24 protein-coding genes are annotated in these 23065 nt (G+C 45.8%); 13 read left to right on the forward strand and 11 right to left on the reverse strand.

The features are described from left to right. Nucleotides 1-211: 211 nt before the first annotated feature. Nucleotides 212-910: a histidine phosphatase family protein gene (locus tag PN462_RS05260; protein ID WP_272126966.1), complete on the reverse strand. Its 699-nt coding sequence runs from the start codon at nt 908-910 to the stop codon at nt 212-214. A gap of 101 nt (nt 911-1011) precedes the next feature. On the opposite strand from PN462_RS05260, the gene PN462_RS05265 reads away from it, so the two are divergent. From PN462_RS05265 to PN462_RS05295, 7 genes are all read left to right on the forward strand, one after another. Beyond that, complete coding sequence (locus PN462_RS05265; protein ID WP_272126967.1) at nt 1012-2412, forward strand: adenylate/guanylate cyclase domain-containing protein; 1401 nt, start codon at nt 1012-1014, stop codon at nt 2410-2412. A gap of 214 nt (nt 2413-2626) precedes the next feature. Continuing rightward, nucleotides 2627-4069, forward strand: a complete 1443-nt coding sequence (locus PN462_RS05270; protein ID WP_272126968.1) for an NAD(P)/FAD-dependent oxidoreductase — start codon at nt 2627-2629, stop codon at nt 4067-4069. A 131-nt stretch (nt 4070-4200) separates the two neighbouring features. Continuing rightward, nucleotides 4201-4722: a hypothetical protein gene (locus tag PN462_RS05275; RefSeq protein WP_272126969.1), complete on the forward strand. Its 522-nt coding sequence runs from the start codon at nt 4201-4203 to the stop codon at nt 4720-4722. Between the two features lie 14 nt (nt 4723-4736). Continuing rightward, nucleotides 4737-4970, forward strand: coding sequence for a hypothetical protein (locus tag PN462_RS05280; protein ID WP_272126970.1), 234 nt, complete (start codon nt 4737-4739; stop codon nt 4968-4970). Between the two features lie 42 nt (nt 4971-5012). Beyond that, a complete protein-coding gene (locus tag PN462_RS05285; protein ID WP_272126971.1) occupies nt 5013-6284 on the forward strand; it encodes an NAD(P)/FAD-dependent oxidoreductase in 1272 nt (423 codons plus the stop codon). Between the two features lie 105 nt (nt 6285-6389). Continuing rightward, a complete protein-coding gene (locus tag PN462_RS05290) occupies nt 6390-6794 on the forward strand; it encodes a DUF1667 domain-containing protein (RefSeq protein ID WP_272126972.1) in 405 nt (134 codons plus the stop codon). Nucleotides 6795-6833: 39 nt separating this feature from the next. After that, on the forward strand, nt 6834-8246 hold the full coding sequence (locus PN462_RS05295; RefSeq protein ID WP_272126973.1) for a hypothetical protein: 1413 nt from the start codon (nt 6834-6836) through the stop codon (nt 8244-8246). A 500-nt stretch (nt 8247-8746) separates the two neighbouring features. Here the strand turns inward: PN462_RS05295 and PN462_RS05300 are convergent, their stop codons facing one another. Next, a complete protein-coding gene (locus PN462_RS05300; RefSeq protein WP_272126974.1) occupies nt 8747-9307 on the reverse strand; it encodes a class I SAM-dependent methyltransferase in 561 nt (186 codons plus the stop codon). A 148-nt stretch (nt 9308-9455) separates the two neighbouring features. Between PN462_RS05300 and PN462_RS05305 the strand changes: the two genes are divergently transcribed. Then, on the forward strand, nt 9456-9887 hold the full coding sequence (locus PN462_RS05305; RefSeq protein WP_272126975.1) for a hypothetical protein: 432 nt from the start codon (nt 9456-9458) through the stop codon (nt 9885-9887). On the opposite strand, the gene PN462_RS05310 is transcribed toward PN462_RS05305, so the two are convergent. The 5 genes from PN462_RS05310 to speA form a co-directional block, all read right to left on the reverse strand. Then, entirely contained in the window at nt 9884-10558 is a 675-nt protein-coding gene (locus tag PN462_RS05310) for a response regulator transcription factor (protein ID WP_443029070.1), read from the reverse strand. The genes PN462_RS05305 and PN462_RS05310 overlap by 4 nt on opposite strands. Before the next feature lie 116 nt (nt 10559-10674). Beyond that, nucleotides 10675-11934 carry a dihydroorotase gene (locus tag PN462_RS05315; RefSeq protein WP_272126977.1) on the reverse strand — a complete coding sequence of 420 codons (1260 nt, stop codon included), beginning with the start codon at nt 11932-11934 and terminating at the stop codon, nt 10675-10677. A 94-nt stretch (nt 11935-12028) separates the two neighbouring features. Further along, nucleotides 12029-12271, reverse strand: a complete 243-nt coding sequence (locus PN462_RS05320; RefSeq protein ID WP_272126978.1) for a DUF4926 domain-containing protein — start codon at nt 12269-12271, stop codon at nt 12029-12031. A gap of 9 nt (nt 12272-12280) precedes the next feature. Continuing rightward, a complete protein-coding gene (locus PN462_RS05325; protein ID WP_272126979.1) occupies nt 12281-12610 on the reverse strand; it encodes a DUF6883 domain-containing protein in 330 nt (109 codons plus the stop codon). Nucleotides 12611-12618: 8 nt separating this feature from the next. Continuing rightward, nucleotides 12619-14550 (reverse strand): biosynthetic arginine decarboxylase, encoded by a 1932-nt coding sequence (gene speA, locus PN462_RS05330; protein ID WP_443029071.1) that lies wholly within the window; start codon nt 14548-14550, stop codon nt 12619-12621. A gap of 425 nt (nt 14551-14975) precedes the next feature. Between speA and PN462_RS05335 the strand changes: the two genes are divergently transcribed. Then, complete coding sequence (locus PN462_RS05335) at nt 14976-15722, forward strand: hypothetical protein (protein WP_272126981.1); 747 nt, start codon at nt 14976-14978, stop codon at nt 15720-15722. Between the two features lie 3 nt (nt 15723-15725). Then, nucleotides 15726-16352, forward strand: a complete 627-nt coding sequence (locus PN462_RS05340; protein WP_272126982.1) for a hypothetical protein — start codon at nt 15726-15728, stop codon at nt 16350-16352. Nucleotides 16353-16569: 217 nt separating this feature from the next. Here PN462_RS05340 and PN462_RS05345 read toward each other — a convergent pair whose 3' ends face one another. The 4 genes from PN462_RS05345 to PN462_RS05360 form a co-directional block, all read right to left on the reverse strand. Continuing rightward, a complete protein-coding gene (locus PN462_RS05345; protein ID WP_272126983.1) occupies nt 16570-17160 on the reverse strand; it encodes a Panacea domain-containing protein in 591 nt (196 codons plus the stop codon). 94 nt (nt 17161-17254) lie between these two features. Beyond that, nucleotides 17255-17536 carry a DUF2470 domain-containing protein gene (locus PN462_RS05350; protein ID WP_272126984.1) on the reverse strand — a complete coding sequence of 94 codons (282 nt, stop codon included), beginning with the start codon at nt 17534-17536 and terminating at the stop codon, nt 17255-17257. Next, nucleotides 17529-18335 (reverse strand): cobalt-precorrin-6A reductase, encoded by an 807-nt coding sequence (locus tag PN462_RS05355; RefSeq protein WP_272126985.1) that lies wholly within the window; start codon nt 18333-18335, stop codon nt 17529-17531. The genes PN462_RS05350 and PN462_RS05355 overlap by 8 nt, the downstream gene beginning before the upstream one ends. Further along, nucleotides 18336-18533 carry a hypothetical protein gene (locus PN462_RS05360; RefSeq protein ID WP_443029069.1) on the reverse strand — a complete coding sequence of 66 codons (198 nt, stop codon included), beginning with the start codon at nt 18531-18533 and terminating at the stop codon, nt 18336-18338. It abuts the gene before it with no gap. Between the two features lie 361 nt (nt 18534-18894). On the opposite strand from PN462_RS05360, the gene PN462_RS05365 reads away from it, so the two are divergent. The 3 genes from PN462_RS05365 (at nt 18895) to PN462_RS05375 (ending at nt 22914) form a co-directional block, all read left to right on the forward strand. Then, nucleotides 18895-21423: a mannose-1-phosphate guanyltransferase gene (locus tag PN462_RS05365; protein ID WP_272126987.1), complete on the forward strand. Its 2529-nt coding sequence runs from the start codon at nt 18895-18897 to the stop codon at nt 21421-21423. Nucleotides 21424-21618: 195 nt separating this feature from the next. Further along, nucleotides 21619-22185 (forward strand): single-stranded DNA-binding protein, encoded by a 567-nt coding sequence (locus PN462_RS05370; protein ID WP_272126988.1) that lies wholly within the window; start codon nt 21619-21621, stop codon nt 22183-22185. Between the two features lie 117 nt (nt 22186-22302). Next, on the forward strand, nt 22303-22914 hold the full coding sequence (locus PN462_RS05375; RefSeq protein WP_272126989.1) for a Uma2 family endonuclease: 612 nt from the start codon (nt 22303-22305) through the stop codon (nt 22912-22914). Nucleotides 22915-23065 lie beyond the last annotated feature (151 nt).

Consider the following 23065-nt stretch of genomic DNA (forward strand, 5'->3'; position numbering starts at 1 on the left):
ACGAGATATGGCGGTTTGGAGTCGCCCTCACCCCCCAACCCCCTCTCCCAACCTTGGGAGAGGGGGAGAAAATGTCTCTCACAAGTGTCTGAAACAACGGTGTCTCGTTCTACAATTTCTCACCTTGACAGGGCTGGCAATAGCCACCCTACCCACTGAACCCGTTTTTAACGGGTTTAAGAGTTCACACCCAAGGCGTATGACGGGAAAATCACTTCAACAATAAACGCTGAAACATATAAAATTTGCGCCAGAGAGACTTAGACAGGGTGAGGGGATCAATGGGTTGGCTGAGGTGGGAGGTATCTCCTGCCCGTTCTACCGTCCACGTTTGCCCCCGTCGAGTGAGTTTCACGACACCACAGACGGGACATTTAAACGAGGGAGCATCGGGGGCAAGATATTTGGTCATATAGACAATAGCCGAAGAATGGGTGACTAATAATAAATTTTCGCTGTAGCGTTCCAGGAGGGCGTTTAAGGTGTCTCTGAGGCGTTGCCGGATCATGCGGGTGGTTTCGGGGTAATTGGCTGGGACAAGGGGTTGATAGCTGGTATCGATGGCAGGGAATTGTTTTTTGAGGGTGGCTTTGGGGAGTAAATCGGGATTCACGCAAATCCAGTATAGGGTTAACCATTCACTGAGGCCGGTTTCTAGTTTGAGGGGAAGATTGAGTTTATCGGCCACAAAATCGGCAGTTTGTACGGTTCGCAGGAAGGGAGAGGTGAAAATATGGGCAATGTCTTCTTGGGCTAACCGTTGGGCTAAATCTTTCGCTTGCTGAATGCCATCTTCTGACAAGGCAGGATTAAACGGATGTCCTGCGGTACTGATCCAACTGGGATCGACAAAATCTTCTCGGTTGCCGTGTCTCGCTATCCATAGGGTTTGTTGAGGGGAATCCGTCATGGGTGTGTCATTAAGGTTTAATCTCCTTATTCTAATTTCCTTTGCGGAGAGAGAACAAAATAGAAGGAAAGACTGAATAAAACCATCACTTTGACGACAAAATGATTAAAAGCATACCTGTGTTGCGGTGGGGACAGCAGTTTTTAACCTATCTGAGTGGACAACCGCGTTTCACCACCCGCAATTATCCCCAATGGCAACAGTATTTTCTCATCCGTCGGCTAAATGTGCTGCTTTGGCTGTCTCTGGCCTTATTTTTGAGCTTAACCATTCCCCGTTTTCTTGCCAGTACGCTAAAACAACAACCCCTCCCAGACTGGTGGTATGTGGATATGTGGATAGTTGTGGGGTTGGGGGTTTGTTTGGGGGGGTTGCGGATTCGTTGGGGCCGTCGTCATGCTAAGTTGATTTTTGTTGCTGCCACTCTCTCGATCAATACCATTGAACAAATTGCCGAGACGGTGATGGGGGGGAGTGAGTTTAATCTGGTGGATGATATTTATGGGTGGACGCTTTCTTTTTTCATACAAGCGACCATTGTACCGATTCATTGGCGGTTACATCTTTTTGCACAACTGCTGGTCTATGGGCTATATTTTGCCGTTAAGGGGGGTTTAGGGTATGCCTATATTCCCGCCGAGTGGACGTTTGGGGGATGGGTTTCGACGCTGATTTTTATTAGTGCCTTACCGACGATTTCGGTTTATTTTTATGAGAAGACGGCCAAGGCGGAGTTTAAGGCGCGACAACAGTTAGAAAACGCCTATTATGAGTTAGAGACGGAACAGGAAAAGTTGGCTCAAGAGAAGGAGCGATCGGAGCGTCTTTTACGGAATATTTTACCGGAGTCGATCGCCTGTCAGTTAAAACAGGAGTCTCAGACGATTGCAGAAACCTATAAGGAGGTGACAGTTCTATTTGCCGATCTGGTTAATTTTACCGAACTCTCGGAACATCTCTCAGCGCGAGAACTGGTAACGTTGCTGAATGCTATTTTTTCACGCTTTGACCAGTTAAGCGAACAGTATCAACTGGAAAAGATCAAAACCATTGGCGATGCTTATATGGTGGTTGCAGGATTGCCTGAACCGAGGGAAGATCATGCTCAGGCGGTTGCTGCGATCGCATTGGCCATGCAAGAGACGTTACGGGAATTTAATCAACAAAACGGCTATTCTCTCAACCTCCGCATTGGTATTCATACGGGAGAAGTGGTGGCCGGAGTGATTGGGTTGAAGAAATTTGCTTATGATTTATGGGGAGATACTGTCAATACGGCCAGTCGGATGGAGTCTCATGGGATGGCGGGAAAAATTCAAGTCAGTCAGGCAACATATCAGTATTTAAAATCCCATTATCATTGTCAACAACGGGGCATAATTCCCATCAAAGGGAAAGGGGAAATGCAAACGTATTTTCTCTTAGCCCAAAGACAAGATTCTCCTCAACCTCCTGCCCCTTCCGCTTCTTCCCCCACCCCTTCCGTGACATCTCTTGATTAAAAAGAAGCCTTGGGACTAAATGTTACGATTTTCTTTAATTTGATTCTTCTTTCCCTAATTGTTCCCTTAATCCGTCAAGATCAAAGTAGATCAAAAATTCTTTTAATTCCCAAGTTTTTCAGTTCTAACTGAGTAACATAAAAAGCGCGATTTAACACTGTAAATTCATAATTCTTGAACAGAATTTACAAAAGTATGAATTGAGGTCTAAACAATGGTCTATGACGTAGCAATTGTGGGTGGAGGGATTACCGGGTGCGCGATCGCGCGAGAACTCACCCGCTATCACCTCCAAGTCATTCTACTCGAAAAAGAAGCCGAAGTCGGCTTTGGCGTAAGTAAAGCCAATAGCGGCATCATCCACGGGGGCCACCACGGCAAACCCAACACCCTAAAAGGCAAGCTAGAATGGACAGGAAACCAACTCTGGGACACCTTACATGAAGAACTAGGCTTTGGTTTCCAACGCAACGGAGAACTAACCGTCGCCCTCCAAGAAGACCAACTCCCCACCCTCGCAGAATTAAAATGGCAAGGAGAAACCAAAGGAGTCCCCGGTTTAGAATTATGGGAGCAAGAAAAACTCCAAAAAGAAGAACCCCACCTCTCCCCCGACATTATAGCCGGACTCTATGCCCCCACAACTGGAGTCATTAACCCCTACGAGGCTTGTTTTAACTTAATCGAAAACGCCTGTCTCAACGGCTTAGAATTAGTTACAGACTGCCCCGTCACCGGACTTTCTCAAGACAAAGACTACTGGACCATACAAACCCCCAAAGGCGAATATGCCAGTCGGTTTATCCTCAATGCTGCCGGACTCTTTGCCGATGAAATAGCCAAAATGGCAGGAGTGGGAGACTTTACCATTCGGCCTCGCAAGGGAGAAGAATATTTACTCGACAAACGCTTGCAAGGGTACGTGAAACGAGTGATTTTCCCTTGTCCCACCCCCGTCTCCAAAGGCATTTTAGTCATCCCCACCTTTGACGGCACATTAATGGTGGGGCCCACTGCTGAAATGATCGACGATAAACACGACTTAACCACCAGTAGTGCCGGAAGTTCCCAAGTATTCAACAGTGTAACCCAAGTCGTCCCCGGCATTAGTGCTAGAGACTGTATTGCCGAATTTGCCGGGTTGCGGCCAGTCGCAGACGGAGAAGACTTTATCATCGGCCCCACCGCCAAACGCGGCTTTTTCAACGTTGCCGGAATACAATCCCCCGGCCTCACTGCGGCCCCGGCCATTGCCACCCTCATTCTCGATATTCTCCACGAGGAAGGGTTAAACCTGAGTCCCAAAGACAACTTTACCCCCTCCATCGAGAAACCCATCCACTTTGCCAGTTTACCCACCGAAGCACAGATGGAACTAGCCAAACGGGATAGTAGTTATAGCCATTTAATCTGTCGTTGCGAATTCGTCACCGAAGGAGAAATTTTAGATGCCATCTCCCGTGGGGCCCGCACCCTAGACGGGTTAAAATTCCGCACTCGCGCAGGGATGGGCCGGTGTCAGGGGGGATTTTGTAGCGGACGCTGTATGGAACTCCTCTCCCAAAAACTTGACATTCCCGTCTCCGAAGTCACCAAACGAGGAGGCAATTCTTGGATAGTCCGAGAACGAGATGAGGTGTTCTCCTCGGATGTTTAGTCAGTTTACCTTGGATTAAAATCCAAGGCTAAAAGCTCAAACCCGTTAAAACGGGTTGGGAGAGCCAAGATTGAGGAAAAAACGTTATTCCTGACCCGAATGAGTCGGCTTGAGAACTTTCGCTCTTAGCCTTGGGTTTCAACCCAAGGTGGACAATTGGGCGAATCTATTCCTCCGAGTATCTCGAAAACAATAATAATCCGTTTGCCGTCATTGTGTTAGCCCACCGAGAAACCCAACAAACGCGGAATGATAATCAATCGAAGTATCGAGAAAAACTGAGACTGGCTAAGAGTTTGTATAGCAAAGGATACGAAAAACGAGATATTGTAGAGTTATATCGGCTCATTGACTGGATGATGACCTTGCCCAAAGGTCTGCAACGAAATTTTAGTACAGAGATTTACGCTTTTGAGGAGGAACAACAAATGCCGTATATCACCAGTGGAGAACGCATTGCTCGTCAGGATGGCAGGGTAGAAAATTGTCGAGAAAATATTATTGATCTGCTACAGATTCGCTTTGAAAGCGTGCCAGAAGAAACGATACAGCAGATTACTCAAATTAACGATCTTGCTAGACTGAAATTTTTATTTAGACAAGTAGCAACCAGTTCGTCTTTAGCGGATTTTCAACAGCTTCTTAATCAATAAAGGAGGAACAACAAATGCCGTATATCACCAGTGGAGAACGCATTGCTCGTCAGGATGGCAGGGTAGAAACTTATCGAGAAACTATTATTGATTTACTACAAATTCGCTTTGAAAGCGTGCCAGAAGAAACGATACAGCAATTCAATAAGATTACTGATCTTGACAAGCTCAAAACGCTACATACACAGGCAGTAACTATTCCTTCTGTAGAGCAATTTCAACAATTTCTCAATGAATTAGAAACCTAAATAGTCTAGCTAAAACGTACCAGCTTAGGGGGAGAAAGAATCATGCTAACCGCCAATTTACAACATTTAGATAAGGATTATGATGTAGTCGTCGTGGGAGGAGGACCCGCAGGAATGGCCGCGGCCTTGGGGGCCAAGGAAACGGGGGCCGAGAAAGTTTTAATTGTGGACCGGGAAAAAGAAGCGGGGGGGATTCTTTTACAATGTATTCACCCTGGGTTTGGGTTGCAGCATTTTCGAGAGGAGTTGACGGGGCCAGAATACGCAGAACGCTATAAACAACAGGTGTTAGATGCGGGAATTCATGTGGCTACGGATACTTATGTGCTGGATATTGATCAGGATAAACAGGTGAAGTTGTTATCGGGGACGGATGGGGTACGGTTAATTAATACTAAGGCCGCAGTTTTGTCTATGGGGGCCCGGGAACGAACCAGGGGGGCCATTCGCACTCCTGGCCATCGGCCTGCGGGGATTTTAACCGCAGGGTTGGCCCAGAAATTTGTGAATTTGATGGGGTATTTGCCGGGGAATAAAGCGGTGATTCTTGGTTCGGGGGATATTGGGTTAATTATGGCCCGTCGTCTGACGTTGGAGGGGGTGGAGGTGAAGGGGGTGTTTGAAATTATGCCTCATGCGAATGGGTTAAATCGCAATATTGTGCAATGTCTCCATGATTATGATATCCCACTCCATCTTTCGACAACGGTGGTGGATTTGCAAGGGCGCGATCGCCTCGAAAAAATCACCGTGGCCCCAGTAGATTCCCATTTTCAACCCGATCTCAGCAAGAGTTGGGATATTGACTGCGACACCCTGTTATTGTCCATTGGGTTAATTCCCGAAAATGAACTCACCCGCAGGTTAAAGATTCGTCTTGATCCCGTGACACAGGGGGCCGTGGTGAATAGTCAGATGGAGACTTCTAAGGATGGGGTTTTTGTCTGTGGGAATGTGGTACATATTCATGATCTGGTGGACTTTGTGAGTGCAGAATCGGAGTTAACGGGACGCAATGCGGGGTTATACGTGACGGACCAACAACCTCCTGGGGATAATATTCGTTTAGTTCCGGGGGAGAATGTGCGTTATTGTGTCCCTCATACGATATCTAGCGATCGCACTCACACGGTTTATATGCGGGCCAGTCAACCCATGGAGGAAAGCATTTTACGGTTAGGGGATGTGTATGAGAAAAAACTCCGATATGTCGTCCCCGCAGAAATGATTAACTTAAAAGTGCGGCCTCGTTTCCTGCAAAACTTCCACGGGGAGACGTTGAAGGTGGATATTTTACCTGTTGATAATACGTGAACCTTCTTTAGAAACCGGGTTTCTTATCCCAACTCTAGGAAAACCAGTCAATCTAGATAGAAACCCGGTTTCTCGACACTGTACACCAAACACCAACAAAGAACCATGACTACACAACAAGAAGAACACACCCTCTCCCATTATCTCTGCATTGGTTGTCCCATGGGATGTCGCTTAGAAGTGGAAGCAGACGACGGGGAAATTGTCGAAGTGCGGGGGTTTTCCTGTCAACGGGGGGAAAACTACGCAAAACAGGAGTTTGTTGAACCCCGTCGCATGGTGACAACAACGGTTAAGATTAATCATAGCCTTTGGGCGAGAATTCCTGTGAAAACCGTTGATGCTATTCCCAAAGAAAGAGTCCAAGATTTATGTGACGCTTTACATCGCATTCAACTCGAAGCACCCGTAGAAATGGGGGATGTGATCTTAGAAGATGCGTTAGGGACGGGAATTAATGTGGTTGCGTCTCGGAGTATGCCTCGCACCGCAGAAATGGCGAAAACCTGATAGGGTAATATGGCGTTGTTCTAAATTAGGCTAAATCTTGTGCAAAAATTCTCGTTTTTTTGGCGTTATTTTTGCTCCATTTGGTTGGTGTATCTCTTTCATTTTCGTCACCTTGCCGCAGGGAGCGATCGCTTTGTCCTTTTAGTTATGTCTCTGGTGGAACACGGGACAATTCAATTAGATCAATATGTCCAATCGAGTTTTTACCACCCCTACACCGGAGACACCCTATTATACCAAGGCCATTCCTATATTAATGTCAATCCAGGAACATCATTTTTAGCCACTCCATTTTGGGCAATTTTTAATGGATTCTATCAACAAATTCCCATTTCTTTGTTACAAAAAAACACCATTCATTTTTTCCTAGCTCATTTCGTCTCTTTTGCCAGCACCACAGCAGTTTTCGGAAGTCTCACTGCTTGTTTAATTACCGCTTGGGTGCATCACAAAACGGAACAGCTTTGGCGAGGAATTTTAGGGGGATTACTCTATAGCTTTGGGAGTATTGCCTTTTTCTTTTCCACAAGACTTAATCAAAATATTCCCATTGCGTTCATCACATTAGTTGCTTTTATTCTATTTTTTGACCCTACTTTTTTAAAGCTAAAAAATAATAATTTTAGATACTTTTTAATTGGTTTACTCTTAGGAATCGGTAGTTTAATTGATAGCACAATATTGCCATTTTTAGGGATATTTGTAATATTAATTATCAGTCAAGCCAAGAAACATATAAAACCCATTATTCTAGCATTTTTAGGATTACTTTGCACCCTCTCAATTGAATCCTTTTATAACTTCTTAGCCTTTAAAAACCCTTTTCTCTCTGCGGGACAAGTCTTCGCACAAACCGTAAGCAGTGAAAATAAATCCGCTTTATCTGTTATTAATTTTCATTTTTCAACCTTTATCAAATATACCTTTTCTCCCGAAGCAGGACTCTTTCTTTATCTCCCCTACACCCTTTTAGCGGTTTGGTATTTATTCCGGTATCGTAAAGAACAGAAAATCCTCTCCCCCCTCGCTAAATTAACCCTTATTGCTCTAGGAATTGGCTATTTTCTCTTTATTATGCTCATCCCTCCTGGTTATATGTTTTCTCTCTTTGGACCCCGTTATCTACTCCCCTTAATTCCCTTTATCTGTATCATAGTTGCCAGTTATCTCAGTCAGCGAGAATTACAACTCACTATTATTTTAATCGCTTTCGGCTTTTTCTTTAACCTTGCCGGAGCGCAACTTGGAAACGATACCGGAAATCTATTTATAACCGTAGCAGTTTATATCGTTCACGGTCTTTGGTTTCCCGTCCTAACCTGGATACAGACCGAATTAACCACCATTAGTAATTTTAGTCCAGAAACTATTAATCCCTTGGGATTATTAACCCTTTTAATCACCAGTTTAGTTGTCTTGTGGCTACCCTATTCAGTAATCAGTAAACAGTAACCAGTAATCAGTAATATAACCCTTGCTTGATGAGGTTTTGAGATAATTACAAAGATATACGGTAGTTGAACAGACGGGAGAGGAAAACCCCCTAGGAGAAAGTAGTTCTCCGGTTATCAATGCAGGGGTGGAAACTCAGGTGGTAGATGGGGTGGTGATCTACGGAAATGCAAGGTTTCGGTTATACCACCCCCAAGAGGAGTCCTCTCGGTTACGGTTGCAGGTGGGTGCGGGATATCGGTTTTAGGGAGTTGATAGTGGGGAAGGGGAGAAACCGGGTTTCTGTATATCTCCTTGAGGTTTTTCTACCCCATGAAAAAAGAAACCCAGTTTCTAGAGACTGGAGAAACGGGAAAAACTGGGGGTTTGAGCGTTTTTTCCTTATCTTCTAAAAATTTTTTTTCGATCTTGTCCGGAATGGGACTCTCTGACCCCGTAGTCCTAAATAACAGATGCACCCTGATTCCTCCTCCCTTGACTCCTACGAGTCAGGGGGGGTTTTATTTGATAACCACTAACACCATCTCTACTTCCTTAATAAGGTTGTTATAGAGTGCGCTTTCTTGTAGGAGTAACTGTAAATTTTGCTTCTGGTTAGGATATCGTTCATACCAGACTTCGCTAGGGACTAGACTGGTTTTCGTTAATTCAAAGTCAATATCGAGATATAATCCCAGGGGACTATTTGCACATCCTTGGGTTTGCCATTGTTGATTTAATTTCTGAGAAAATAAATTTAATCCGTTGGGAGTAATGGCACGGACGTGGGTGGGGTCGTGAACAAAATCATCGTGACGGTGATGGGGTACAATAATATGAATACTCGCTTGGGGATGACAGATGCGATACATCTCTTGAAATATCTTAAAATAAGTCTCGGTTTGTTCCCCTAAATGTTCTAAGACATGAATTAATTTAATTTCACTGACACTATTATCATCCCACGGCCAAGGAAAAGTCTCTAAATCTAGCTTGAGATCGGGATTACCAAACTTATCTACATTTAAATATCCCTCTAAATGCCGTAGTCCACAACCGAGATTTAAACGTAAATTAGACATAGTTTTCTTGATCATTGGTTCTTGCTTATTCGTGAATTAATTTCCCTTCTTCTTCTCTTTGTGTTCTTTGTGTCTTTGTGGTTCAAACTCCCCATCCCCACTCATTCTTAATTTATAATAGGTATGTTATCTCAATAATTCACTCTTTATGAACTTGCGATCGCACCTCATTCCCTCCACTGTCCTCCTCCTTAGTTTAACCCTCACAGGAGCAAAAACCGCCACCGCAACCCCCACCTCTCCCACTCCTCCCCCCACGGAAATTGCTCAAAATACTTCTCGTAGAGCCAATATTAACGCCTTAATCGACCACCTCAACGCCATTGATGCTAGGATGTACGGAGCTTATTGGTGTCCCCATTGTAACGACCAAAAAGAACGCTTTGGGAATGCGGCCTCCCGGTTAAATGCAGAAATTTATGTAGAATGTGATCCCAGAGGAGAAAACCCCCAAACGCAATTATGTATTGATAAAAAAGTGCAGGGTTTTCCCAGTTGGGAAATTAATGGGGAAATGTATATGGGAGTAAAATCTCTCTCAGAATTAGCAGAACTTTCCGGGTTTGACGGGGATATTTAATCCCGCAACACATATCCCACACCCCGTACTGTTTGAATAATGCGGGGTTCTCCCTCTGCTTCTAACTTTAAGCGTAGATAGCGCACATAGACCTCAATAATATTAGAATCCCCCATAAAATCATACCCCCAGACGCGCTCTAGGATTTGGTCACGGGTCAACACTTGTCGAGGATGGGCCAATAAATACTCTAACAACTCAAACTCCTTGGCCGTGAGTTCAATAGAACGACTTCCCCTCCACACTTCCCGACTACTACGGTTTAACCGGAGGTCATCAAACTGTAAAACGTCGCTATCCTGTTCTTGAGTCCGTCGTAGAGATGCACGAATTCTGGCCAATAACTCCTCAATACTAAAGGGTTTTACTAAATAATCATCGGCCCCTGCATCTAATCCTTGCACGCGATCGCTCACTTCATCTTTCGCAGTTAACAAAATTACAGGAGTATGATTCCCCGTCGTCCGTAACCGTTGACAAATCTCAATCCCTGAAATCCCCGGTAACATCCAATCTAACAAAATTAAATCGGGATGTCCTTCTCGCGCTTGAGAGAGTCCAGACAGTCCATCATTGGCCACCGACACCTCATATCCCTCATATTTCAGTTCAAGTTCAATAAACTGAGCAAGTTTTGCTTCATCTTCAACAACTAGGATATGACTGGACATGGGGGTTTGTTGTTTGTTGTTTGTTGTTTGGCCGACTCCGAGAGAGAAACCGGGTTTCTTAGATAGATTGTGACTCATATCTGTTTTAATCCCCATTTTAGATAGAAACCCGGTTTCTAGTTGCTGATGACTTTGACAACTTTACCCCTAATTTCCTGTCCTAACCAAGAGGTGTTAGCACTTTTGGACTGTAACGTTTGTGTATTGACTTCCCACCTTTGCTGAGGATTGAACAACACTAACTCAGCATTCTCCCCTACTGCACATTGTAGCGGTTGCTGTTGTAAGCACCACTGGGGACCCACACTGAGAGCTTGCCATAATTCTAAAGCAGTCCAGTCTCCAGTAGCGACTAAATGCTGCCATAACAAGGGTAATGCTAATTCTAACCCAATTGCCCCTGGAGGAGCTTCCCCAAATGCCACCGTTTTCTCCTCGTAGGTGTAGGGAGTATGATCAACTGCAACTGCATCTATCACCCCTGCTTTCACCCCCTCTCGTAATGCTTCTTTATCCCTCGGATTGCCTAAAGGAGGATTGAGCCGTAAATTGGGGTTATAACTGCTAATCGCTTGAGTATCGAGGAGTAGGTGTAACCAAGTGGTACTCGCAGTAATGGGGAGTCCTCTTGCTTTCCCGTCCGCAATTAATTCTACACTCCGTGCTGTGGAGACGCGCATAATATGGACAGGGGTGGGAAAGGTGGGTAATAGTTCTAACAGGGATGCTAACGCTGTGGTTTCTGAAAATGCAGGGTTTCCGGGGAGTCCTGCTTGGATAGAAAAAGACCCCTCTCGCATCACTCCCCCCTCTGCTAATGCGGGATGATAGGGGACGAAACCAACAGGTTTTCCGAAAGGTTGACTATATTCTAGGACTCGTCGCAGTAATGACCAGTTGTTGAGGGGATACCCGTCTGCAAACCCCACTATTCCGCTTGTTGCGAGTTCTGCAAGTTCGGTCATTTGTTCCCCCTTGAGGTGTTGGGTAAGTCCTACCCAAAGGGAAATTTGCGGGGTTTGGGGGGATTTTTGCTGTAGGAGGGAGAGACTTGCGGGGTTGTCGAGGGGGGGGTTGGTGTTGGGGAGGAGGGTGAGTCGGGTATATCCGCCGGAGAGGGCTGCGTTTGCTAGACTGGTGAGGGTTTCTCGGTCTTCGTAACCGGGTTCTCCACTCTGACTATACAAGTCCACTAAACCGGGAGCAAGAATTAATCCAGTCCCGTTAAGAGTTTCTGTGTCTGGGGGGACTTCTATGGGTTGGGATGATATCTGGCTGATTTTCCCCTCTACAATATGAACATTGGCCGTGCGATCGCTTTTCGTGACGGGATCAAGGACTCTAACATGATTGATGAGGGTGTTTCGTGCGTTCATCCTGCTTGTTTTTGGGGTCGTGGGTCAGTATAGCTTGTTACCAAGACACTATAAAACCACAAAGACACAAAGAACACAAAGCAGGGAGTTGGGTTTATTGGTTTAACACTTGGGGGGTTGGAGGGGGACTGGGTTTTGTCTGAGAATTGGTTTCTAGTTTCGATTCTCCCACTTCTACGGTAATTTGGGGACTATCAAAGCCTTCTATACTGTAACCGTCTTCTTGTCCATCTGGCATGGGATAATATTCAACGATGATGCCGCTATCTCCTTTTTTCAGGTGATATTCGGGGAGGTCTTCTTTGAGGGTGACTGGTGTAAATAATGGGAATTTCATGGTTTTGCTTTAATTGGGCTGCTTATTAGGTACTAAGGTAACAAATTTAGTGGCTTGAGGGGTTACTATCCACACGGTGACAATGGATAATGTTACACCATTTGGCCTAGTCAAATTGCCTCTAATTTCATATTTTTGTCCAAATTTAGTTTGTTCTATGGGGATTGCCTCTAGGGGTAAAATTTGTTCTCGTAGGTCTCTTTCTAGTTGCTGCCAGTTTTCTTGAACATATCCTCCTTGTGCTAAGTATTTTGATTTATCATTTTTGGGTAATGGAATAAGTAAATATTGATTTAATTTTGCTTCTGCAATTATAGTATCAGGAGGCAAATAAGTCATTGTACAAATTACCCATTTCCTAAATAAGTATAGCTCTGTAAACTCTGTTCATAATTCTTGAGTAATTTTTGCGATTCTTTTAAACTAATTTTGCGGTCTTGTAGTGCTTGTTCGGTGCGTTTGCGGAGTTTTTCGATTAAGTTTTCTCCTTGGTATTGGACTTGACTTAATACCTCGTTTATGGTATCGCCTTTTACGAGGGTTTCAACTTGATAGCCTTTGGGGTTCATGCGAATATGTACAACGTTGGTGTCGCCAAATAAGTTGTGTAAATTGCCCATTATTTCTTGATAAGCTCCCACCAAAAAGAGTCCTAAATAGTAGGTAGAGTTCGGGTCATATTGATGTAATTCTAGGCTATCTTTTACATCTCGTAAGCCGATAAATTGGTCTATTTTTCCGTCACTATCACAGGTTAAATCGGCGATAATTCCCCGTTCTGTGGGCTTTTCGTTGAGTCGGTGGATAGGGAAAAGGGGAAACAATTGTTGAATTGCCCAAGCGTCGGGAGCAGATTTAAAAACCGATAAATTGGCGTAATAAATGGACACCATATTTTTTTCTAATTCGGCTAAATCTTCTGATACATAATCTTGTTGACGAGTGATGCTTAAAATGCGCTGACAACAAGACCAATAAATTTGCTCTGCTTTGGCTCGTTCTGGTAAAGTTAAATAACCGAAGTTAAAGAGACTAATGGCTTCGTTTTTAAATTGAAGGGCATCGTGATAGGCTTCTTGATAATTCTGCTCGTTTATGGTTTGATAGGTTTCGAGTAAATTGCGTAGAATTAGGTGATCTTTTGCGGTGATTTCTGGGAAGTGGTCAGCGTGGGGGAGACTAACTCCTAGAATATCAAAGATTAAGACGGCTTGATGAGATGTAATCGCTCGTCCACTTTCACTGACTAAAATGGGGGCGGCAATGTCTCGCTCCTCACAGGCTTCTTTGACTTCTGCTACTATATCATTGGCGTAATTCTGCATATTATAGTTTTTTGAGGCGTAGAAGGTGCTTTTTGACCCATCGTAGTCCACGGCCAACCCTCCCCCTACGTCTAAATATTGCATTTTTGCCCCACTTTTCACTAATTCTACATAGACTTGAGAGGCTTCTCGAATGGCATCTTTTATGACGCGAATGGAGGCAATTTGTGAGCCAATATGAAAGTGTAAGAGTTGTAAACAGTGTAACTTGTCTGCGGTTGCTAAGGTCTCGACAACGGTGACAATTTCGGGTATGCTGAGGCCGAATTTGGCGCGATCGCCCGTTGATCCTCCCCAATGGCCTTCTCCCCTGGTACTCAGCTTCACCCGTACCCCTAAAAGCGGTTCAATCTGCAAACTTTCGCTAATTTCTAGAATTGTTCCCAACTCAGATAACTGTTCAATGACTAAAATCGGTCGATGACCTAACCGAGTGGCTAAAAGTGCCGTTTCCATGTATTCTCGGTCTTTATACCCGTTACAAATTAGCAAGGGAATATCTAAAATATCCTGGGGAGTCTGGGGAGGGTTGAGGGTTGCTAATGCAATCATTAATTCGGGTTTTGATCCGGCTTCTAACCCAAACCCATAGGGTTGGCCAAACTCCACCACCGCTTCCACTAAATGCCGTTCCTGGTTACATTTAATGGGATACACCCCTCGATAGACATTGGGGTAATTGTAGCGAGCAATGGCCTTAGCAAAACAGGCATTTAACCGTTCGATGCGATCGGCTAAAATATCCGCAAAGCGAATTAACAGGGGTAAACCGAGATTACGCTGTCGTAACTCCTCCACCAACGCGAATAAATCTAAAGACCCGCCGCGATCGCCCATAGGAGACACCATAACATGACCCGCCGCATTAATCGAAAAATAAGGATCACCCCATCCCTCAATGCGATACAATGCCTCACTATCCTCAATCGTCCAAGACTCCGATAATGCGGCCATCGTCGTCTTTTGCGAAGATAACCCAGAATTGGTCCGGTGTTCCCCCATTCTGCCTTCCCCAAACAACAACACAGTCTCCCATTGTACGAAGATAACGCGATCTTAAAAAATTTCTGTATCCTGTAGAAAAAGTCATCACTGATCCCCGCAAACCCTACCCTCTCTAGGGTACAACCACGGTCTAAGGGGAATTACCCCCTAGCCGCGATTTCTATGCTTTAATACAACATCAACGCCTTTAAGCAGATGAAACATCCTCAACCCTGATGCAACGAGAAACGCTGTTAACATCTAGCATTATCTCCAAGCGGACTCGATCAACGCACAATCCCTCATTCGACGGGGAAAAATCCTTCATTCTGCCGGGGAACGATAGACAACGATTGTATATCCTTGAGACTTGAGAGTAAACTGACCTAAAATTTATGCTCAATTCTGAAAAATCCCAATCTAAAGCCACCTCTCGCAAGGTATTATCCAAGCTAATCGACCAGTACCCTTTTTTATTCTGGGGAGGGATGTTTGTCATGGCCATGACTTTGACGGTGGGAGCAACGGCCAGTTTACTCAATCCCGATCTCTTAAACCTCTTTTCCTCTAACTCGGAGTCGGATACGACTTCTTTCGCTTTGGAACAAGAGGAAGACCCCATTAACCCCACCAAACAGGAAGCGAAACCTAGTCCCTCAACCAGCTTTGAGGAGGTTAAACCGGAGACTTCCGACTCGACACTTCCCACCCCAGAAAACCCAGTCACTCCTCCCGTTTCCCTCTTACTGTTTGTGGGAATGGTGGCCGCAGGGTGTGCAGGAGGATCACTTCTGGTGACAATGGCCATTCGCTATCTTTGTACGAGACGCAATGCCCCCATGAAAGTCCTCCAGGAGTCTTCCAGGAAACTATTACGAGACCGCAAAAAAAGAAAACGTCCCAAACCCTCCCGGACCAAGCGGTCTGCTCCTCCTCCCCGTTCCCAACGGGTCCCCTCGAATTTGGCCACTGTCACCCCTTCCCCCTCTGGAAACCGTCCTACCCATGCCAATGTGACGGTTTTACCTCCCGAAACCTTGACTCCTTGGGAGTCTTCCCCGGATTATTCCCAAGAATTGGTCGAACAACTCGATCTCCGCAAACGACATTCTCTGTCTTCTCTGTTAGATTATCGGGATTAATTCATGCTCAAGCAACTCTGGCAATGGCTGAAAACTCTCTGGAAGCGTTTGTTTTCTCGTTCTCCTCAGCAACCGACTCCTGAGAGGGTGGAGCATCCTCCCCAAGGGGAAGCGTCTCTCCCTCCTTTGTCGGATACGGATTTGGAGTTTTTGTTTAATCAACTGTTAGAGGGGGTGGCCAATGGGTGGCAAACCAACCGGGTGAAGCGGTTTTTTGAGCAAACGGAAGACCGAGTAAGTTGTCAGGAGTGGATTGAGTGGTTAAAGCGGTTTGCTCAACGGGTGTTGAGTTCTCCCCAACCCAACCCAGAATTGGCGAGACGGTTGTTGTTAGTGGCAGTGCGGACGCAAAATTTGCCTGTGTATGGGGAGGTGGGTGCGTTGTCTAATGCTATTTCTCAGGAGTTACAGAAGCGGATGGCCAAGGGGGAGGTGTGGGAGTATGATGGCCCGGATGCGGGAGAAGCGGAACAACCGCAAATGGAGACGTTGACGTTGGAGGAGTTACACGAACGGTTGAAGCAGGATGAGAATTTAAGGTCTGCGATCGCGCGTCAAGTTGGTGTAGAGTCAGATGATCCCATGGTACTCTTACAAGCTCTCACGGAGCAATTACAGCAGGATAATTGATAATTAATAAATGATTAAAACTAATTTATAAAATTGCCAATCCTCCGATAATTGAAGTCCTCTGGGTAAAGGTTCAGGACGAGCTTGAGGAGGATAAGGATTTGACATTAATTCCTTTAAGCAATTACTCACTAGAGTGATAAATTGCTGTTGTTGAGATTTAGCTTTATAGGATTTTCTTAACTTTTTTAAACTCCGTTCAAAATGTTTAGATTTTTCAAGCAAGAATGGATTTGAGCCAGTCATCTACTTCTCCTTGCTGAACATATTCTGCTTCTCCTTGAGACGAGAAGCTTTCTTGTAGAACTTTCGAGAGAATTGGAGAATAGAGAGGATGTTCTTTCTCTATTTCTAAAAGTTTATCTTGTCCTAATAAACGCATATCTTCTAAGGAAATGACTTCTGTTGAAGAAGCATGAATTGGTAAACCTTTACGTGCTTTTTTCCAAGGAAACTCTAAGTGGGTTAAATCACTTAAATAATAGGCATGATATTCCCCAAAGTATTGCCAAACTTCTTCTAAAACCTCTTGTATCTCTAGTGTGATTTCAGCCAAATTTTCTTGACTTGGGATAGGCAACTGTTGAGCTTCAAACTTACTGTAAAAATGATAAGCAGGTGGACAAACCGGCCCATATCGCCAAGCCTGAATTTCCTCAGTCAATAACGGTTCATCATAGAGAGCTAGATATAAACACTGAGAATAGTAAAGAAGTTTCTGTATCTTCATATTAGTAATAAGAGCTTCTCTACCATCCTCATAAGCCCTAATAATGAAGTATTGAGCGACTTCTAAGGGATTGACCATACTACTATTTATCCTACACCGTTTGAGAGATCAACTTTATTTTTCCCTATCCGACGCAACAGGGAAAAACGAACTATCAACAATCAACGCTCAACTATTTCTTAGTCCGCGCTTCTTTCACCATCGCAATTAACGTCTGGTGTGCGTCTTCCGAGTCTTGGAGCGCGTGATCAAAAGGGATGCGTAAGGGAACAGTTTCCCCGTTACGAGTCGCGTTTAAATTCATCCCTTCTGCATCAATAGATAGCATTTTTGCCGCTTCTGCATCGGGCAGTTTACCGTAAGTTTTCGCATACAACGCAATCGCATCTGCGTGATCGTCGTTCATGTGAGCGCAAATGCGATCGCTAACTTCCGGAGTAAGAGGATCAGCCATAGTTAACTTTTGTAAAAATATCTTGACAAAATTCGATTACTTGCTCTATTTGCTCTGTGACATGAGGATAATTGACCGGGGGACGGTTGATCACAATTAAAGGAATGCCCAACTTAGCGGCCACTTGGCGTTTAATCGCCTCACCACCCGCTTTCCCGGATGCCTTCGTCACCACCAGCGAAATCTCCCACTGTCGCCAGAGAGCTTCTTCTAATTCTGCCTGAATCGGGGGACGGAGCGCAATCAGTCGGTCGGGAGAAAATCCGGCCGCTAAGGCCGTTTGTAGGGCATTGAGTGTAGGTAAAATGCGAGCAAATAATGTGGCCCGTTCTAACCAGTCTTGAAACCGGGGCAACACCTGACACCCCACCGTCAGTAAAACGCGCTGATTCGTCAAATAATCGCCGTTTAACAGGGTGTCAAAGCTATCGAGGGGGATTAACCCCTTTTGGGCTTCATTTGGCTCTGTCGTACAGGCAGAACGCTCAAAACGGAGATAGGGGAGACGGGAATGGTGGGAAAATGCGATCGCCAGTTCAGAAATCTGCCGCGCAAACGGGTGAGACGCATCCACCACCCCCAAAATCCCATATTGTCGCTGAAACGCCCCCAACTGAGACTCCTCCAACCCTCCCACCACCACCGTTAACAACGGACTCGACGGATACAACCGTTTCGCTGCCTCCGTCGTCACCGTCACCACACAAGGCAACCGAGACGCAAGCAAAGATTGAGCAACCGTCGCACTATCTCCCGTCCCCCCAATGAGCCAAATTTTCCCTTGTTCCCTCAACCTCATCTAACGGCCCCGCAATGCCTTCTGGAAGTTCTTGCGATAAGACTTATTCACCACAAACAAAGCAGGCCACAACAGCGACAAGGTGAGACGATTGGTAAAACTGGGCTGAAAGTTCGTCGATTCAAACCCCTTCCAAAATTTCACAACTCCCCAACCATAGCCACCAAGTAAAATCAAAATCACAAGAGCCTTTAACATATCCGAGCTTCCTTGTCTCAAGAAGACACTAGCAAACAATCCACTTCTCTAGTGTACAAACTCCACCAGCAAACCACATCCCTTTTAGAGTTAGGGAGTGTGGGGAGGATAGGGGAGATGGGGAAGATAGGGGAGATGGGGAGGATAGGGGAGATGGGGAGGATGGGGAAAACAACAATATATTATTCCCGATTCCCTGTTCCCAAACAACCAACAACCAACAACCAAATTTTAAGTGTTGTGAGGAAAGATTGAGCTTTGAGTCAGAGATCAAGACAATATAGATAAAAAGACCTCCGACAGGAGAAATTCCCTAACACTTACTGATCCCTAACACTTACTTAATCGTGAAGGAGTATTTATGCGTGCAGTGCTGATGGCCGGTGGTTCTGGAACTCGACTACGCCCTTTAACCTGCGATCTGCCTAAACCCATGGTCCCCATCCTCAATCGACCGATCGCAGAACACATCATCAACCTGCTGAAACGCCACGGTATCACAGAAATTATCGCCACACTGCACTACTTACCCGATATCATGCGGGACTACTTCCAAGATGGTAGTGATTTTGGCGTGCAAATGACCTATGCGGTTGAAGAAGAACAACCCCTCGGCACAGCAGGATGTGTGAAAAATATCGCCGAATTACTCGACGAAACCTTCCTGGTGATCAGTGGAGATACTGTCACCGACTTTGATCTTAGAGATGCGATCGCCTTTCATAAAGCCAACCAATCCAAAGCCACCCTCGTCCTCACCCGTGTCCCCAACCCCATCGAATTTGGCGTAGTCATCACCGACTCCGACCATCGCATCGTCCGCTTCCTCGAAAAACCCTCCACCAGCGAAATCTTCTCCGATACCATCAACACCGGGACCTATATCCTCGAACCCGATGTCTTAAAATACCTCCCCGCCAACGAAGAAAGCGACTTTTCTAAAGACCTATTCCCCCTCCTCCTCGAACGAGGCGAACCCATGTTCGGTTACATCGCCGAAGGCTACTGGTGCGATGTCGGCCACCTAGAAGCCTATAGAGAAGCCCAATACGACTGCTTAGAAGGCAACGTCAAAGTTGAATTGGCCTACCCCGAAAAATCCCCCCAACTCTGGATCGGCCACAACACCCACATTGACCCCTCCGCCACCATAGAACGTCCCGCCCTCATCGGCCACAACTGCCGCATCGGGCCACGAGTCCACATCGAAGCCGGAACCGTCATTGGCGATAATGTCGCCATTGGCTCAGACGCAGACCTCAAACGCCCCATCATCGCCAACGGCGCAATTATCGGCGATGAAGCCAACCTACGAGCCTGTGTTATCTCTAGAGGCACAAGAGTAGATCGTCGGGCCCATATCCTCGAAGGGGCCGTCGTCGGGGCCCTATCCAGGGTCGGAGAAGAAGCGCAAATTAGCCCCAACGTGCGCGTTTGGCCCAGCAAAAAAATTGAATCCGGCGCAATCTTAAACATTAACCTCATTTGGGGCAACATGGCCCAACGGAACTTGTTTGGCCAACAAGGTGTAACTGGACTAGCCAATATTGACATTACCCCAGAATTTGCCGTGAAATTAGGGGCAGCCTATGGCTCAATCCTCAAACCTGGCTCAATGATCACCACCTCACGAGATCAACGAGCCATCTCCCGCATGGTCAGCCGTTCCCTCATTGCCGGAATTATGTCCACAGGCATTGGCATTCAAAACCTAGAATCAACCGCCATCCCCATTGCCCGCACCATGATCCCTAACTTAGATGTCGTCGGGGGAGTCCATGTCCGTCTCCACCCCAAACGCCCCGATCATATCCTCATCGAGTTCTTCGACCACAACGGCATTAACATCAGCAAAGCCAAAGAAAAGAAAATTGAAGGAGCGTATTTTAAAGAAGATATCCGACGAGTCCGCATTGGGGACATCGGCACTATGACCTATCCCTCCCAAGTCCTCGAAACCTACAGTCGCGGGTTTGCTCGCCAATTAAACACCGAGGCCGTCCGCAATAGTCGCTCCAAAGTCGTGATTGATTATGTCTATGCCGTCTCTGGGGCAATTTTACCGCGACTGTTAGCCAAATTTGATTGTGATGCCGTCGTCCTCAACGCCAGCTTAAATCAAACCGCCGTCTCCAACCCAGAGCGAGAAGGATTATTAGCTCAACTAGGTCACGTCGTGGAAGCTCTCAAGGCCAGCTTTGGGGTGCAGGTATCCGCTAACGGAGAACAATTAATTTTTGTCGATGATGCAGGTTTACCCATTCGCGGAGAAACCTTAACCGCTTTAATGGTCAATATGGTCATGACCGCCCATCCCCGCAGTACCGTCGTTGTCCCAGTGCAGACCTCCGGGGCCGTGGAACAAATTGCCCGTCGTCACGATGGCCGCGTCATTCGCACCAAAGTCAATCCCACCGCTATCATGGAAACCGCCCAAGAAAATTTAGGGGTGGTTTTAGGCGGAAGTGGGGACATGGGCTTTATTTTCCCCCATCTCCATCCAGGGTTTGATGCCATGTTCTGCATTGCCAAAGTCATTGAAATGTTAACCATTCAAGAGCGTTCCTTGGCACAAATTCGCAATGAATTACCCCGTGTTTGCCACAAGTCTTACACCATGCGCTGTCCTTGGACAGTGAAAGGGGCATTAATGCGCTATTTAGTCGAAAGTCACGCCCCAGAGGATTTAGAATTGATTGACGGGGTGAAAATTATTAATCGCCACAATGATAACTGGGTGCTACTGCTCCCCGATGCAGGAGAACCCCTAGTGCATATTTTCGCCAATAGTGAAGACCGGGACTGGGTGGATTATATGTTGATGGAATATCGTCAGCGTGTCCAGCGTTTTATTGAAAAGGAACAAGGCACAGAAATGGTCAATGTCTGAAAAATGCTGGTAGTCCTCCCTTTCGGGCTTCTAATTTCCTAAGCCATAGGAGAGCTAGACTGATTCATCTACCGACTAAATTAAAATTGTAGTTGTAGGATTCTCTGCCCTCTTGCTAAAAAAAGTTGATTCCCCAGTCAATAGGCAAGGAAAATCCTCTATGATAAAACAAGATGTGCAGTTTCTAAGGTTTGTATGAATAGTTGTATTTTAATGGCGCAAGTGATCCAAGACCCCCAATTGCGCTATACCCAAGACGCACAAACGCCTGTCGCGGAGATGATGGTCGAGTTTGAGTCGAGCCGGGAAGGGGATGCTCCTTATCGGTTGAAAGTGGTTGCGTGGCGAGATTTAGCCTTAGAGATCAAGGAAAAATATCGAATTGGGGATCAGGTTATCATACAAGGCCGCCTCAAAATGAGTGTGTTTGAACGACAAGAAGGGTTTAAGGAAAAACGCGCAGAATTGATCTTATCCCGCATTTATTCCCAAGGGGCCGGAGAAGTCAGCAGACCCCAAAGCAGTCCCCAAGCAACTCCTTCTCCTTCTCCTTCTCCTTCTCCTTCTCCTTCTCCTTCTCCTTCTCCTTCTCCTTCTCCTTCTCCTTCTCCTTCTCCTTCTGGCCCCCCTCGTAATGCCAATGTTATTCCCATTGGGTCTCGTGGGGCCACTCCAGAAACCGAGGGTGAACCCGTCCCCACTCCGAATACTGCTCCTCCTATGACGGATGATGACACCAATTTAGATGATATTCCGTTTTAGGGGTAACTAGGTAAGCATTCAGCTATCAGCTATCAGCTATTAGCCTTGGGTTATAACCCAAGGCATATTAATCTAACGCCATTATTTCCCAAAGATATCATCAGCAACGAGGTAGCCATGACTAATACAATCTTTACTTCCCCAAGAAACGATAAAATTATGTCCTTTGAGGACTTTCTTAACTTTGAGGATGGGACAGATGCGCGTTATGAGTTAGAAGATGGGAGACTGTTATATATGCCCAGTGAGAGCGACATTAATCAACGGATTGCCTCTTTTTTATTTGCTTATTTGGTACAACTGGGAATCCCCTTTTATTGTTTGAGAATTGGGGCAGAAATTGCCGTAAGTGGGACGAGGGCAACGGTACGTCTTCCCGATTTGATGGTACTTTCAGAGGAGTTAGCACAAGAGATGAAAGGGGCAAGTCGTTCTTTTGTCACTTTAGAGATGTTACCCCCTCGTTTGGTGGTGGAAGTGGTGAGTCCGGGACAGGAAAATGAACAGCGAGATTATCGGTATAAACGCTCTCAGTATCAAGCGAGGGGAATTGCAGAATATTGGATTATTGACCCGATACGGGGGCAAATTACGGTGTTAAATTTAGTGTCGGGACTTTATGAGGAGGCGGTGTTTACTGGGGATGCGGTTATTGCTTCTGAGCTATTATCAGAGTTGGGTCAAGGGTCTTTTTTAACCGCAGCACAGGTGTTACAATGGAGCAGTTAGAAAGCCTTCGATTTCAATGACCCCCACCTACTTCGTGAGGTGGGGGAGTGGGGAGAGATAACCTTCCCGTAGCTGCGAATAGCTCTCCAGGGGTATTGCGGATTAACACTACTGGTCGTTTCTCTAGACCGGATTAGCTGTAAGGGGGCGG

It is taken from the genome of Spirulina sp. CS-785/01 (assembly GCF_028330525.1).
In the GTDB taxonomy this organism is placed as follows: Bacteria; Cyanobacteriota; Cyanobacteriia; order Cyanobacteriales; family Spirulinaceae; genus JAQMSD01.

What these genes read in the sequence shown, in the direction of transcription:
- PN462_RS05345 (WP_272126983.1), bottom strand. Translation starts at nt 17,160, where the DNA reads ATGGTCAATCCCTTAGAAGTCGCTCAATACTTCATTATTAGGGCTTAT.
- PN462_RS05310 (WP_443029070.1), bottom strand. Translation starts at nt 10,558, where the DNA reads ATGTCCAGTCATATCCTAGTTGTTGAAGATGAAGCAAAACTTGCTCAG.
- PN462_RS05370 (WP_272126988.1), top strand. Translation starts at nt 21,619, where the DNA reads ATGAATAGTTGTATTTTAATGGCGCAAGTGATCCAAGACCCCCAATTG.
- PN462_RS05305 (WP_272126975.1), top strand. Translation starts at nt 9,456, where the DNA reads ATGAACTTGCGATCGCACCTCATTCCCTCCACTGTCCTCCTCCTTAGT.
- PN462_RS05365 (WP_272126987.1), top strand. Translation starts at nt 18,895, where the DNA reads ATGCGTGCAGTGCTGATGGCCGGTGGTTCTGGAACTCGACTACGCCCT.
- PN462_RS05355 (WP_272126985.1), bottom strand. Translation starts at nt 18,335, where the DNA reads ATGAGGTTGAGGGAACAAGGGAAAATTTGGCTCATTGGGGGGACGGGA.
- PN462_RS05320 (WP_272126978.1), bottom strand. Translation starts at nt 12,271, where the DNA reads ATGAAATTCCCATTATTTACACCAGTCACCCTCAAAGAAGACCTCCCC.
- PN462_RS05260 (WP_272126966.1), bottom strand. Translation starts at nt 910, where the DNA reads ATGACGGATTCCCCTCAACAAACCCTATGGATAGCGAGACACGGCAAC.
- PN462_RS05335 (WP_272126981.1), top strand. Translation starts at nt 14,976, where the DNA reads ATGCTCAATTCTGAAAAATCCCAATCTAAAGCCACCTCTCGCAAGGTA.
- PN462_RS05350 (WP_272126984.1), bottom strand. Translation starts at nt 17,536, where the DNA reads ATGGCTGATCCTCTTACTCCGGAAGTTAGCGATCGCATTTGCGCTCAC.
- PN462_RS05285 (WP_272126971.1), top strand. Translation starts at nt 5,013, where the DNA reads ATGCTAACCGCCAATTTACAACATTTAGATAAGGATTATGATGTAGTC.
- speA (WP_443029071.1), bottom strand. Translation starts at nt 14,550, where the DNA reads ATGGCCGCATTATCGGAGTCTTGGACGATTGAGGATAGTGAGGCATTG.
- PN462_RS05360 (WP_443029069.1), bottom strand. Translation starts at nt 18,533, where the DNA reads ATGTTAAAGGCTCTTGTGATTTTGATTTTACTTGGTGGCTATGGTTGG.
- PN462_RS05290 (WP_272126972.1), top strand. Translation starts at nt 6,390, where the DNA reads ATGACTACACAACAAGAAGAACACACCCTCTCCCATTATCTCTGCATT.
- PN462_RS05270 (WP_272126968.1), top strand. Translation starts at nt 2,627, where the DNA reads ATGGTCTATGACGTAGCAATTGTGGGTGGAGGGATTACCGGGTGCGCG.
- PN462_RS05280 (WP_272126970.1), top strand. Translation starts at nt 4,737, where the DNA reads ATGCCGTATATCACCAGTGGAGAACGCATTGCTCGTCAGGATGGCAGG.
- PN462_RS05375 (WP_272126989.1), top strand. Translation starts at nt 22,303, where the DNA reads ATGACTAATACAATCTTTACTTCCCCAAGAAACGATAAAATTATGTCC.
- PN462_RS05340 (WP_272126982.1), top strand. Translation starts at nt 15,726, where the DNA reads ATGCTCAAGCAACTCTGGCAATGGCTGAAAACTCTCTGGAAGCGTTTG.
- PN462_RS05265 (WP_272126967.1), top strand. Translation starts at nt 1,012, where the DNA reads ATGATTAAAAGCATACCTGTGTTGCGGTGGGGACAGCAGTTTTTAACC.
- PN462_RS05315 (WP_272126977.1), bottom strand. Translation starts at nt 11,934, where the DNA reads ATGAACGCACGAAACACCCTCATCAATCATGTTAGAGTCCTTGATCCC.
- PN462_RS05300 (WP_272126974.1), bottom strand. Translation starts at nt 9,307, where the DNA reads ATGTCTAATTTACGTTTAAATCTCGGTTGTGGACTACGGCATTTAGAG.
- PN462_RS05325 (WP_272126979.1), bottom strand. Translation starts at nt 12,610, where the DNA reads ATGACTTATTTGCCTCCTGATACTATAATTGCAGAAGCAAAATTAAAT.